Source organism: Gluconacetobacter johannae (genome assembly GCF_014174305.1).
In the GTDB taxonomy this organism is placed as follows: Bacteria; Pseudomonadota; Alphaproteobacteria; order Acetobacterales; family Acetobacteraceae; genus Gluconacetobacter; species Gluconacetobacter johannae.
In genome coordinates this window covers 1-13,319 of record NZ_JABEQH010000024.1, presented here as the reverse complement: position 1 = coordinate 13,319, position 13,319 = coordinate 1, and the positions used below count along the sequence as shown (strand labels likewise).

9 protein-coding genes and 1 pseudogene are annotated in these 13,319 nt (G+C 66.0%); 6 read left to right on the top strand and 4 right to left on the bottom strand.

What is annotated here, in order from left to right; translation table 11 throughout:
• Window positions 1-79 precede the first annotated feature (79 nt).
• Genes HLH21_RS15020 through HLH21_RS15010 form a run of 3 tightly spaced genes read left to right on the top strand, consistent with a single transcriptional unit; the run spans window position 80 to window position 3,161 of the window.
• Window positions 80-1,363 carry an alkaline phosphatase family protein gene (locus HLH21_RS15020; protein WP_182944571.1) on the top strand — a complete coding sequence of 428 codons (1,284 nt, stop codon included), beginning with the start codon at window positions 80-82 and terminating at the stop codon, window positions 1,361-1,363.
• A 22-nt stretch (window positions 1,364-1,385) separates the two neighbouring features.
• A complete protein-coding gene (locus HLH21_RS15015; protein ID WP_182944570.1) occupies window positions 1,386-2,597 on the top strand; it encodes a cytochrome-c peroxidase in 1,212 nt (403 codons plus the stop codon).
• Window positions 2,598-3,161, top strand: a complete 564-nt coding sequence (locus tag HLH21_RS15010) for a cytochrome b (RefSeq protein ID WP_182944569.1) — start codon at window positions 2,598-2,600, stop codon at window positions 3,159-3,161.
• A 21-nt stretch (window positions 3,162-3,182) separates the two neighbouring features.
• Here HLH21_RS15010 and HLH21_RS15005 read toward each other — a convergent pair whose 3' ends face one another.
• On the bottom strand, window positions 3,183-3,617 hold the full coding sequence (locus HLH21_RS15005) for a c-type cytochrome (protein WP_182944568.1): 435 nt from the start codon (window positions 3,615-3,617) through the stop codon (window positions 3,183-3,185).
• 402 nt (window positions 3,618-4,019) lie between these two features.
• Between HLH21_RS15005 and HLH21_RS17250 the strand changes: the two genes are divergently transcribed.
• Window positions 4,020-6,956, top strand: a complete 2,937-nt coding sequence (locus tag HLH21_RS17250) for a two-component regulator propeller domain-containing protein (RefSeq protein ID WP_182944567.1) — start codon at window positions 4,020-4,022, stop codon at window positions 6,954-6,956.
• Between the two features lie 167 nt (window positions 6,957-7,123).
• Here the strand turns inward: HLH21_RS17250 and HLH21_RS14995 are convergent, their stop codons facing one another.
• The 3 genes from HLH21_RS14995 to HLH21_RS14985 are packed head-to-tail and all read right to left on the bottom strand — an operon-like array spanning window position 7,124 to window position 11,788.
• Complete coding sequence (locus tag HLH21_RS14995; protein ID WP_182944566.1) at window positions 7,124-8,155, bottom strand: Ldh family oxidoreductase; 1,032 nt, start codon at window positions 8,153-8,155, stop codon at window positions 7,124-7,126.
• Window positions 8,152-9,444: a cation:dicarboxylate symporter family transporter gene (locus HLH21_RS14990; protein ID WP_246379836.1), complete on the bottom strand. Its 1,293-nt coding sequence runs from the start codon at window positions 9,442-9,444 to the stop codon at window positions 8,152-8,154. The genes HLH21_RS14995 and HLH21_RS14990 overlap by 4 nt, the downstream gene beginning before the upstream one ends.
• A gap of 58 nt (window positions 9,445-9,502) precedes the next feature.
• A complete protein-coding gene (locus tag HLH21_RS14985) occupies window positions 9,503-11,788 on the bottom strand; it encodes a TonB-dependent receptor (protein WP_182944565.1) in 2,286 nt (761 codons plus the stop codon).
• A gap of 479 nt (window positions 11,789-12,267) precedes the next feature.
• On the opposite strand from HLH21_RS14985, the gene HLH21_RS14980 reads away from it, so the two are divergent.
• Entirely contained in the window at window positions 12,268-12,966 is a 699-nt protein-coding gene (locus tag HLH21_RS14980) for a GntR family transcriptional regulator (RefSeq protein WP_182944564.1), read from the top strand.
• A 165-nt stretch (window positions 12,967-13,131) separates the two neighbouring features.
• Window positions 13,132-13,319, top strand: a pseudogene (locus HLH21_RS14975) (Zn-dependent hydrolase); the annotation flags it as partial.

Here is a 13,319-nt window from a genome sequence, read left to right as displayed (position 1 = left end):
GGGGCGTCTATCATGCGGCGCAGGACCGCGCCCGGGCGGGGTTCATCGCGGTCCGTCGCATACAGGAAACAGACTGGTCATGACAATCCGATCGACATTTGCCCGGGCTGGGGCGCTTCTGCTTTCGGCATCCACCCTGGGGCTGGGCTGCGCCCATGCGGCCCATCGCACCGCCCATGCGGCGGCCGGCCTGGAAGGCGTGCCGCATTATGACAACATCATCGTCATCGAGATGGAAAACCGTCAGTACGGCGAAATCATCGGCGCGAACCCCGCAACTTCGCCCCACATGACGGCGCTGGCCGCCAAATACAATTCCGCCACCAATTACTACGGCATCACCCACCCCAGCGAGCCGAACTATATCGCCATGATGGCCGGCGACCAGGAAGGCGTTCTGGACGACGATGCGTGGTACTGCCAGGCCGACGGCGGCATGTGGCCCCGCGACCAGGCGATCGTGGCGGGCAAGGCCAATGCCGGTGACATGGGCCGCCCCTGCAACGGCATCAAGAAGACCAAGGCCTATGTCGCGCATCATTTCACGGTTCCGAATTTCTTCGCGCAACTGAACAAGGCTGGTATTTCCTGGTCGATGTTCAACCAGAGCATGCCTGTCGATCCCACAACCGGGGAAAGCATGCCGGAAACGCCTGTCTATCCGTTGCCGACCGATGAAAGCGCGGATGTGCGCGGCCTCTATGCGTCGAAGCACAACCCGTCGGTCAATTTCGACGATATCCGCGCGGCGCCGGATTTCCATGCCCATAACCGGACCGAACAGGCGTTCTTCGACGAACTGGCCGACGGAACCCTGCCGCGCTTCGCCTATGTCGTGCCGGACCAGTGCCATGACGACCATGGGCCGTCCGGCCCGATGAAGGCGCATCCGCAATGCAGGAGCCATGGCTATGGCCCGTCGCCGTTGCTGACGACCGGTGACGATTACGTCCAGACATTGGTGGATCACGTTCAGGCATCGGGCCTGTGGAAGTCGCGGAAAAATGTCGCCATCGTCGTGACGTATGACGAGGACGACAGCGGCGGCGCGGGCGTGCAGGGATGCTGCGGATATCATCCGGTGGCCCCGGGGGCGCCGCACAAGGGCGTGGCCAACCAGGGCGGCGGCCGTATTCCCACGCTGGTGATGACCAACCATGGCGTCACCGGCGTGCAGGACGATACCCCCTACAACCATTATTCGTTGCTCCGCACGCTGGAAGATGCGTACGGCATCAAGACGCATATCGGCCATGCCGCCGACGGCAAGGCCGTGCAACCGGCCGACGGTTCCTTCGTCCAGACCCCGGTCGTGCCGATGGTCCGGATGTTCGCCATCAAGGATGCCTCGGTCGTCAACTGAGGTCCGGGGCGGGGCAGCCGGCATGGGCCGTTTCATGCAGGCCATGGCCGGGGGCCTGATGCTGGCGGCCGCCCTGGCCGCGCCCGCCGCCGGGCGGGCGGTTCCGGCGCTGTCGCCGGCCGCCCGGCTGGGCAAGGCGCTGTTCTACGATCCCGGCCTGTCCGCGTCGGGGCGGCAGTCCTGCGCCAGCTGCCACGACCCGTCCAACCATTTCGCGCCGGCGAACGACAAGGCCGTACAACGCGGCGGCGCGCGGCTGGATCGACCCGGCATCCGGGCGGTGCCCACCCTGACCTACAAGGACGAGGCGCCGGAATTTTCAACCCAACTGGAAAATCCGGACGGATCGAACAGCGGCCCCGGCGGCGGCCACGACTGGGACGGACGGATGCCGAGCATCGCGGCCCAATCGGTTGCGCCGCTGATTACATCGTTCGAGATGGCAAATCCCGACAAGGGGGCGGCCGTGGCGCGGATCATGCGACGGGGCGAATACGTCCGCGCCTTCCGCGCCATTTTTGGCGACGATGTCCTGTCGTCCGTCGACAGGGCGTTTCGCGCCATGGGCACGGCGCTGGCCGCCTATCAGCATGAAGATCCGGCCTTCCATCCCTATAGCAGCAAATATGATTATTATACGCGTGGCCTGGCGGCCCTGACGCCGCAGGAGGCACGCGGCATGGCGCTGTTCAACGACGCGGACCGGGCCAATTGCGCGTCGTGCCACACCGCCGGAGAGGGGCCGGGGAAGGATGGATCGACGTCCGTCGCCCAATTTACCGATTTTTTCTTCAAGGATATCGGCGTTCCGGCGAATCGGTCAGTGACCTACCCGGCTGCGGGGTCATATGACATGGGACTGTGCGGCCCCGCCCGTACGGACCTGACGAACCGACACTATTGCGGCCTGTTCATGGCGCCGACATTACGTAATGTGGCGACGCGGAAAGTGTTTTTTCATAACGGATCGCTGCGATCGCTGCGCGATGTCGTGGAGTTCTACGTGACCCGGGACATCACGCCGGAACGCTGGTACCACCGTGATGCCGCCCCGTTGCCCTATGACGGCCTTCCGCCGGACCTGCGTACGCAGGTGGACCGCGAAGACATGCCCTTCGCCGGACAGGGCCCGAATGCCAGGCCCATCCTGAACGAGCAGGAGGTGACCGACCTCGTGGCGTTTCTGGAGACCCTGACGGACGGCTACGACCCTGCTGCCTCGAAAGCGAAATAAATGATGACCGACCCTGACGATTTCGGCCTGCGGGCCGGCGATACGTGCCATGATTCCGTAACGCGGTTGCTCCATTGGGCGACGGCGGGGATTGTCCTGGTGCAGTTTTCGATGGGGATCACGTGGGCGTATTACGACGCGCCCGCCAAGGCCGCCGCACGAAACATCCATACTACCATCGGGGTCATCTTTACGGCGTTGCTGCTGTTCCGGCTGTTCTGGCGCTGGCGCTGGCGCATGCGCGGGGCGCCGCAGGGGACGAGGGCGCGCGCCACTCTGGCGGGCGGGATGCATGCGGTGCTGTATGGGCTTCTGCTGATGGAAGCCGCCCTGGGTTTCGAATGGCGGTGGAGCGGCAACAGGCCGCTTTATGTGCTGGGGGCCTATCTGTCCTGTGCGGTGTGCCGCCTGGACAAAGCCGGCCACCATATCGTGGCCACGCTCCATTCCTACGGCGCCTGGACGATCATGGTGCTGGCGTTCGGGCATGCCGTCGTTGCGTTGTGGCGCCATTACGTCCGCCGGGACGGTACGTTGCGCCGCATGGCGCCATTCGTTTCCTGACCCGGCGGGCGAGCGGGCGCGCTACCGCGCGGGCGTAGCGGAGGCGGGAGCACTTTCTGGGCCGGGGGACAGGCTGCGGAGATAGGCGATGATATCCGCCCGATCGCGATCGGAGTCCACGCCGTCGAACCCCATGCGGGTGCCGGGGGCGAAGGCGGCCGGGTTTTTCAGCCACGCCGAAAGGGTTTCGATCGACCAGACGTCCCGCTTTCGGGCAAGCAGGGCAGGCGAGAAATTGTAGTCGGGCACCATGGCGACATGGGTGCCCATCAGGCCATAGAGGCTCGGGCCGATCGTCGCCACGCCATCCCGCTCGAAGACGTGGCAATCGGAACACATGGCATCCGCCAGGGCCTGTCCCCGCGGCACGTCCCCATGCAGTACAAGATTGGTGAAGGCCGCCGGCGTCACGGCGGAGGAACGCGCGGCCCCGGTTGCGGCAAGGGCCGCCACCATGGCTATACAGGCCCTCATCCCTGTGGATAACGCCCCTGACCGCCTTGTGTACATGCAGATCCTACCCGGAAATGAACTGGATTCGTCATTCGCAGGGTTGCGATGACCGGTTGAGGCCGCCCCCGACGCCCGGCTCGAAGCCAGGCAGAACGACTGCCATGCTGGACCAACTCCCCAGGGCCGCGTAATTGGAGCAACGGGTCTCCGGCAATCCCGGGGTGGTCGAGGGTGAACTTGTTCAACATTATCACGGGAAATGGGAATGTTCGAAGGAAAGAGCATCTGACCCGGTCCGTCGTCGAAGCAAGCGATCGACCCGCCTGCGCCGGGAAGGTCCGAGGCTGTCGCCCGGCCCTGCTCCTTCGCCTGGCGGTCGTCACCCTCTGCGGCCTGGTCGCCTGCGTGCCGGGCGCGCAGGCAGGTTCGCCGCCGCCGCCGCTGGCCAATTACGTCATCGACCATTGGTCCACCCGTGACGGCCTGCCGCAGAATTCGATCCGCGACATTGCCCAGACACCGGATGGCCGGCTCTGGTTCGCCACCTGGGAAGGGCTCGTGTCCTACGACGGGATGGAATTCACCGTCCATGACCGTGGCAGCCGCCCGGCCCTGCTTGATAACGGGATCGGCACGATCGTCGCGGACCAGGCGGGCACCCTGTGGTTCAGCGATTCACGCGGCAACATCGGCCGACGCGCCGCCGACGGAAGCTGGCGCCTGTGGCCGCACCCCGCGAACGCCCCCTCCATCATCGTCCAGTCGCTGCGGATCGACCCGACCGGGCGACTGTGGCTGCTCTACGAGGGCAACGGCCTGGGCACCATGACCGCCGATGGCGCCTTCCATTACGTGGCGCCGCCCCCGAAATCGCCGCTTCTGAACCTGTATCGCCAGATGGTGCTCGACAGCACCGGCGCGCTCTGGCTCGGGACATATGACGGTATCGTCGTCCAGGACGCCCATGGCCAGGTCCACACCGCCCCGGCCGCCTGGCAATTGCCGCACGGGCTGGCGTGGCCCTACCGGGGACCGGACGGGACGTTCTGGATCGTCGCGGGCAGCCGTATCTACCGTATCGGAGAGGCAGGCGCGGCCCTGCAGTACGACCTGCACGGCATCGGCCGGATCACCGCGCTGGTGCAGGACCGCCATGGCGCGCTGTGGGCCGGCACCGAGGACCATGGGCTGATCCGGCTCACCGCCTCGGGCATCGAGCGCCTGCCCGACTACATGGCGCCCGCCTCCGGCCGCATTCTCTGCCTCATGGAGGATACCGAGGGCAGCATCTGGATCGGTTCCAACGGGGGGCTGTACCGCCTGCGCGAGGCCCTGTTCACCACGCTGAGCCGCCGGGACGGCCTCCCCGACGATTTCACGCGGGTCACACTGGAAGACCGCGACAGCCGGCTGTGGGTGGGAACGGATGCCGGCCTGTCGCGGGTGGAGCGCGATGGCGCCGTCGTTCCCGTTCCCCTCTCCACCGAGCACGATCGCCAGCCCGCTGTTCTCAGCCTTGTGGAGGACACGGGCGGCACGCTCTGGATCGGCACCTACTCGGACGGGCTATACGAACGCCTGCCCGACGGGTCCTTCCGCCACTTCGGCACGGCGAACGGGTTGCCGGCCGGCAATATCCGGGCGCTCAGCGCCGGGGAGGACGGCCAGGTCTGGATCGGCACGCAGCACGGCGTCTTCCGCGTCGAGGATGGCGTTCTGCATCCGCTCGACGGCCCCGATGCACCGCACGGCCTCATCACCACGCTGATGGCGCGTGGCGACGACCTGTGGATCGGCACGCTCGACGGCGTGCGCCGGCGGCACGGATCGCACATCCAGGCCATCCGCTTCGGCTCCGCGCAAGGGGCGCACACCATCTTCGGCTTCACGCCCATCGGCCGGGATATCTGGATGGCCAGCGACCGGGGCATCTACCGGGATCGCGACGGGACGATCACGCAGGTCGCGCGCGAGCAGGGCCTGCCCGTCGATTCGATCTTCGCCATGATCCCCGACCGGCAGGACCATGTCTGGCTGACGAGCAATCGCGGCGTGCTGCGCGTGGCGCTGTCCGAGCTTGAGGCCGTGGCGGACGGGCGGTCGCAACGCCTGTCCGTGCTGCATTTCGACGAAGCCGACGGCCTCCTCAGCAGCCAGGCGAACGGAAGCGCGTCGCCTTCGGCGATCATGCGCCGTGACGGCACCATCTGGATCGCCACCGCAATCGGGGTCGCGCATGTCGATCCCGCGCAGTTCGATGCCTTCGTCACGCGGCCGCCGCCGCCGCCCGTCGCGGTCAGTTCGATCGAACGCGACGGGGCCGAGATCCGCCAGCCTTTCGACGGCTCGGCCATCCACGTCCCGGCGGGCCATGGCCTGTCGGTCCGATATGTCGCCCTGAGCTACCTGTTTCCCGACCGGATCGTCTACCGGACGAAACTCGACGGGCTGAGCGCCGGATGGAGCCTCCAGGGAAACACGCGCAACATCCATCTCGTGGGCCTGCCGCCCGGCCGATACACATTGCGCGTATCCGCCGCGCATCCGGGGGGCGCGTGGTCCACGCGCGATGTCGCCTTGCCGCTGGTCGTGGATCCCCGCTGGTGGCAGCGCCGGGACGTCTGGATCGGCGCGGCCGCGGTGGCCGGCCTGATGCTGGTCGCGATCTACCTCGGCATCGCCCATTATTATCGCCGCCAGTCCCGGCGCCTCTCGCGCATTATCGGGGAGCGCACGCGCGAGCTCAGGCGGACGGCCGAGCAACTGCAGGCCGCCGATCATGACAAGACCCTTCTGCTCGAACGCCTGCGCCAGCAGGCGGATGTCGCGACACGGCAGGCCAGGGAAGATTCCCTGACCAGTCTGCTCAATCGCCGGGCCTTCGATGAACGGCTCGCGCTTGCCCTTGCCCTTGCCGTGGACGCGACGGCGGCCGGGGGCCCGGGCTTCTGTCTGGCGCTGATCGACGTCGATCATTTCAAGGCGATCAACGATCGTCATTCCCACGCCGCGGGCGACCAGGTGCTGCGCGAGGTCGGGGCGGTCCTGCGCGAGGGCGTGCGCGCGTCCGACACCGTGGCGCGCATCGGGGGCGAGGAATTCGCGATCCTGATGCCCGCAACGTCGCTGCCGGAAGGCGAGGAGACCTGCCGGCGCCTGCGCGCCGCCTTCCATGCGAAAGCGGATTGGGGTGGGGCGCTTGCCCTGCCGGTGACATTCAGCGCCGGGCTCGTCACCCCGCGCCCCGGCGAGACGACGGCGGCGGTGCTCCTGCAACGGGCGGACGCCGCGCTTTATCAGGCCAAGAACACCGGGCGGGACAAGGTGTGTGCGGAGGATTGACGCGGGTTATACCAACCTGTCTTGAGATTGACGTCTAACCAGGGCTCTGCCCTGGACCCGACAGGGCCTGGGGCCCTGCACCCCAATCATTTGATAACGAATGGGTTTCCAAAGGGCAACGCCCTTGGCGGGGACATCTCATGCGTCAGTCTTGCGGAAAGTTGGCATTAAAGTCCGAGGAAACGGCGCGTGTCGGGGTCGATCGGAATCCCGTCCCCGGCCCGGCGCCGGGCTGTCTCCCATTCGCGGTCGCCTGGGGCCATGACGGGGCCGCCGCCGGGCGTGGGCGGGACCTGGCGGAGCCGGCCCAGATAACCGGCCATCGCCGCATCGTAGGCGGGCTTGCCCACGAAGCGCGCCGGGTCGATGGCCAGGCAGAACTGCCCCACATTGCGCGCCGTGCCGCGGTCGTCCGTTTCGGTCATGGGGATCATGTGCGGGTCGGTCGTCGCCCCGGTCAGGACGGCCGAGAGGATGGTCACCAACCCGGCAAGGCCCGCCCCCTTGAATCCGTAGTCCAGGCCGCCCAGCGGCAGCAGCATCTCCGCGGCGTGCGCGTCCGTCGTCGCGCGGCCCTGCGCGTCCGCCGCCACCCCGGCGGGCAGCGGGCGGTCCAATGACCGGTAGAGCCGGACGCGGTTGAAGGGAATCGACGAGGTCGCGAGGTCCAGCAGCCAGGGCTGCTGCCCGACGACGGGGGCCGCCATGGCGATGGGGTTGGTGCCGTGGAACGGAACGGCCCCCGCGAAGGGCGCCACGTTGGCGTCGGAATTGCTTGTCACGATGCCGATCATCCCGGCCTCGGCGGCCTTCAGGGCATAGGCGCCCGCCGCCCCGCAATGCGACGAGCGGAGGATGCCGACCGCGCCCAGTCCCGCCTCCGACGCCATGTCGATGGCCAGGTCCATGGCCCGGTCGCACGCGTAATGGCCCAGCCCGTCATCGGCATCCAGGACGGCGGTGGCCGCCGCCGTGCGCCGGACGGTCAGGGCGGGATCAGGGTTCAGCCGGCCATGCCGCAGCATCGTGGCGTAATGCGCGGCCAGCCTGACCCCATGGCTGTCGATCCCGGTCCGCGAGGCATGCATCAGCGCCTCGGTCGTGGCGGCGGTGGACTCGGCCGAGGCGCCAGCCGCCCGCAACGCCGCCGTCACGCGCGCCGCCAGGGTGTCGGCATCGACCAAAAACATCCCTGTCATGACCCACCCAGCACGTCCGCCGCCCGCTTCCGGTCCAGCCGCCCTTCCCATGCGCCGATCACCACCGGCGCCACGCAATTCCCCGCCAGGTTGCCGACCGCGCGCGCGATGCCGACGAACCAGTCCACCGCCAGCAGCATCACGAGGCTGGCCGCCGGGATCGAGGGAATGGCGGCGAGCGTGGCCGCGAGCACGACGATGGCGATGCCCGGCACGCCATGCGCGCCCTTCGAGGTCACCAGGGCGGTCGCCAGCATGATGAAGATCTGCCAGACGCTCAGATGCGTGCCTGTGGCCTGGGCAAGGAAGATGACGGCCAGGCCGAGATAGATCGACAGGGCGTCCAGGTTGAAGGAATAGCCCGCCGGCACCACCAGCCCCACCACCTGGCGGTCCACCCCCATATGCTCCAGCTTGGCCATGACGCTGGGCAGCACGGAGTCGGAGGCGGTGGTCGCGAACGTGATCGCCAGTTCCTCGCGGAAGTAGCGCAGGAACCCCAGGGGGCTGACGCCGGACAGACGCAGGCACGCCCCCAGGCCGCCGATCATGAACAGGGCGATCACCAGGAAATACAGGGCGACGAAGGCAGCCAGATGCCCGATCGCGTTCAGGCCGTAGCGCGCCGTGGTCGTGGCCATGGCGCCGAAGACGCCGAGCGGCGCCAGCGCGATGATGAATCGCATCATGCGCGAGAACAGCGTGGACAAGGCGTCGACCAGCCGGACGATCGGCGCGCCGGCCTCGCCGATCTGGCTCATGCAGCAGCCGAACAGGATCGCGAAGAACAGGATCTGCAACACATTGCCCTGGGCAAAGGCGTCAGCCGGCGAGCGGGGAATGAGCGACAGAAGGAAGGACATGACCCCCCCCTGATGCAGCAGATGGGCGTCGTGGGCGTATGACGAGATCATGCGCGCATCGTCGGGCGCCGCCACGAACACGATGCCGCTGCCCGGCCTGACGACCAGCGCGATGACCACCGAGAGGACGAGCACCAGCGTGGTCATCGCCTCGAAATAAAGCAGCGCCTTGGCGCCGAGCCGGCCGACGGTACGCAGCGACCCGGCGCCGACGATCCCCATCACGACGATGCAGAACAGCAGCGGCCCGACCGCCATGACGATCAGGCGCAGAAAGAGGTCGGTGGTCCAGCGCGTTTCCACGGCCAGATCCGGCGCGAAAAGCCCCAGCGCGACGCCCAGGAGACTGGCGATGACGACTTGCAGGAACATGCCGGGGCGGTTCGGCCTGCCGACATGCACCATGGAAACGGTCGACTCACTCATCCGGGGCTCCTTGCAGGGGTGTCATGGTCGAGGGCTTCCGCCCCCGACCCGTCCGCGATCAATAGGTGAAGTTCATGCGCGCGCCGACGAAGCGCGGCAGGCCGGGGATCACGCCGTAGAATGTGGCCTGCGTCCCGGACGAAAGCCAGTAGCGGCGGTCGGCCAGGTTCTGGCCATAGACGGTGACGGACCAGTGCTGCCGGGGCGCCGCGAAGGTCAGGAAGGAGTTGACCAGGAAATAGGCCGGCGAACGATAGATGCCCGTCTGGCCGATATATTGGGGCTGGGTCTGGCGGCCGCGATAGGAGTAATCCACGTCGAAGGTCATCCGGTAGTCGCGGAAGACGTTCCACGTGTAGGCCGCCGCCCCCGACAGCGTCAGGTTGGCAAGGCCCATGTTCACGCCGTTATAATTCGTGTTGATCGCCTGCCAGTTGCCGGTCGCCGCGAAATTCGCCGTCGTCGCCGAGCGGTTGAGGCTCTGGAACTGCGAGTAGACGCCGTTCTGGTAGCCGAAATTCTGCGTCAGGACCATGCCGCGGAACGGATGGGCCTCGGCGTCGAATTCCGCACCGTAGATATAGGAGCGCGGGGCGTTCACATAACCGCCCAGAACGCCGAAGGGGGGGACCAGGATCGTGCCCAGAATCTGCTGGTCGCGATAATCGTAGTAGAACCCCGCGGCATTGAAGCGCAGACGGCGGTCGAACAGCATGGTCTTGAAGCCGCCCTCGTAGGTGAGGATCTGTTCCGGCTTGAACGGACGAAGCTGCACGGCCTGCTGGGTGATGTTGGCCGAGAACCCGCCCGGCTTGAAGCCGCGGCTGAACATCACATAGCCCATGATGTTGTGCGTGAACTGGTACTGCGCGCCGACACGGCCGCCGAACTGGTTGGTCAGCGCGCCGCTGTTGCCGAAATTCGTCGGCGTGCCGATGACGGCGCCGGTGTTCAGATTGTAGTTCGCGCTGGTGACGTTCAGCATCTGGCGGTCGTCGGATTCATGTTCGATCGCGCCGATGATGCGTAGCTTGGGCAGGATCCGGTAGGAAAGCTGCACGTACTGGTTGAAATCCTGCTGGTTCTGGCGGTAGCGCGTCTCGTTCAGCGGGGTCGTGCCGGGACGATCGGAGGAATCGTACCAGAAATTCTGCGCCATGCGCGAACGGCTGTAATACATGCCGGCTTCCCAATGGAAGCGTGCGTTGGGGTCGATGGATTCCAGCTTCACTTCCTGCGAGAACACGTTCGTCTGGTTGTTGCGGAACATGTTGCCATAGGCCGCGACCGAGTCCGTCTGGTTCGTCAGTTCGTGCTCGTCGGCCATTTCGTAGGCGCTGATCGTCGACAGCCGCCCCCAGTCGAAATTCTTCGTGTACCGTACGTTGGCGCCCCAGAACAGATTGTCCTCGCGCGGCTTGGTGTTGCTGCCATCAATGCCGAGAATTTTCGCAAACCGCGGGTCGAGGCCCCATTCGGTCTGGTAGAGGTCCTGCGTCACCGGTACATGATACGAATTGTAGAGATTGTGGCCCGAGGCATATTCGGACTGGTCGGTTGTCCAGTGGCCGCCGATGACGAGGTTGGACGTGTTGTCGATGTCCCATTTCAGCTTGGCGCGCAAGGCGCCCAGGTCGGCGTTGCCGAAGCCCTGGCCGGCCGCATTATGCTGGTACCCGCCGCCGGTCATGGACTGGCCGGCAATACGGAACGAGACGGATTTCGACAGCGGCCCCGAGACATAGCCTTCGACGCGGTTGCGGCCGTAGCTGGCGATGTCCTCGGTCAGGCCGGCATGGAACTGGGGCGTCGGGTCGGCGGTGTGGAAGTCGATTTCGCCGCCCGTCGTCGCCTGGCCATGCGTATAGCCGGACGGTCCGGGGGCGATGGAGATATCGTCCAGGTCGAACATCATGCCGGTCGTCATGATCGAGACGGGCAGGGCCACGCCGTCGAGATAGGGCATGGTCGAGGGGGTGTTGTTCTGCGTGAAGTCCATCAGGCCCACGCCGCGCAGGGTGAAGTTCAGGGCGCCCGAGCCGAAGGAGGGCTGGATGCTGAGGTTCGGTGCGACGCGCTGGATGTCGGTCATGGTGCGAATGTTGCGGTTGACCAGGTCCTGGCGGGTAATCACCGTTTCCGAATGGGCGTTGTGCTGGCCCGCGCCGGTCGCGCCGCGCCGCGCCGAGACCATGACGGCTTCGCCTTCCGACGAGCGGGCAGGGTGGGGTGCCGCGTGCGCGGGGCGTGACGGCGCGCCGGCCTGTGCGGACTGTAACGACGTCCCTCCGGCGTCCGCCAGGGCAGGTAATGGCAAAAGAACGCTTGCCAGAATACTGGTCATGACAGCCTGTTGCCGGAATGAAGGCCCGGGGCGCCGTGGACGGAACATGTCTGTTTCACCTTGTCTATTGCGTAATATCACAAAGAACGACTTTGCAGCGCCGTATCCTGTCGGGCGATGCTGGCAGGCCGGCACGGTCCCGGTGAGTGATGGTTCAGAATGGTCTACAAATCGGCCGCGATATTCGTCGTCTTGTTGCATACAAGATATAAGACAAGATAGATCGAATCGCTCTTGAAAAGTGCAGTCTTCCGATAAAATTACAAAAAATTTATAACGACATCATAATATATTGATAAATATGGACTAAATGGAGGTCGCAGCACCCCATCCGGACCGGATTCCTGACAGGGTGGCCTAAGTTGTGGGCACCATGTTGTGCAAACGAACAAAAAATAGCCCACCATCGGCCAAAGAGACGTTTGCCGCCGGATGTGATGGTCATTGCGGAACGCGGCGCGCTTGCTCATATTCCTTGTATGCGAGACCCCGATGCCAACGATGCACACAAGAATCCTCACCTGATCGAGGACCGCATCATCCATGCGGCGCTCTCGGGGCGTATCGCGCCGGGGGAACGCCTGGGCGAAAAGGAACTGGCCGAGATATTCGGGGTGTCTCGTACCCTGGTGCGGGAGGCGATGATGCGTCTTCAGGCGCGCGGGATCGTGGAAGTGTCCGCGCGTCGCGGCTGGTTCGTGGTGGAGCCGTCGGTCGAGGAGGCGCGCCACACGATCGACGCCCGGCGCGCGCTGGAAGTCGGCATGCTGGTCACCATCGGCAGGGCGGACGCCGGAATGATCCGGGCATTGCGCGAGCATGTGCGTGCCGAGCAGAAGGCCATCGCCGGTGGCGACCGGGCGGAGCGCAGCTATCTCCTGGGCCATTTCCACGTCTGCCTTGCGGAAACGCTGGGCAACCCGGTTCTGGCGTCCCTGTTGCAGGACCTCACGACGCGGACGGTGCTGATCGCGGCCCTGTATCAGTCCTCGCACGACGCGCACGAATCCTGTGGCGAGCATGGCGGGATCATCGACGCGCTGGAGACAGGGGATACGACCGAGGCCGCGCGCCTGATGGACGTCCACCTGCGGCATGTCGAGAAGGCCTTGAACTATCGCAGCGTGTCCAGCCGGCTGAACCATCTGAAGGCGGCCCTCCAGGGATCGGCCGATTGACCCGCCGCCCTTGGCGCGCGGCCTGGCGCGCGGATTGCGGTTGTTTTCCGTGTCATCTTGTATACAAAAATTATCTTGTATACAAGAATCCCGCATCGCCGTCTGAGGAGTCGATGTCGTCGTGAGATGTTCTTCGGATCGTCCTGAACATGAGGCGGTGGCGGCATGGTGACGTCGCCATCGGGGGCGCGCGCGGTGGCGCGGTGCGACGAACTGGGCGCGGCGCCCTATTCGGACGAGCTGGGGCTGCTGTTCCGGCCCTATCTGGGCGCGGGCCATGGCGCGACGCTGGACCGGCTGGCGGCATGGATGCGCGAGGCCGGGATGTCGGCGCGGATCGACGCGGCGGGCAA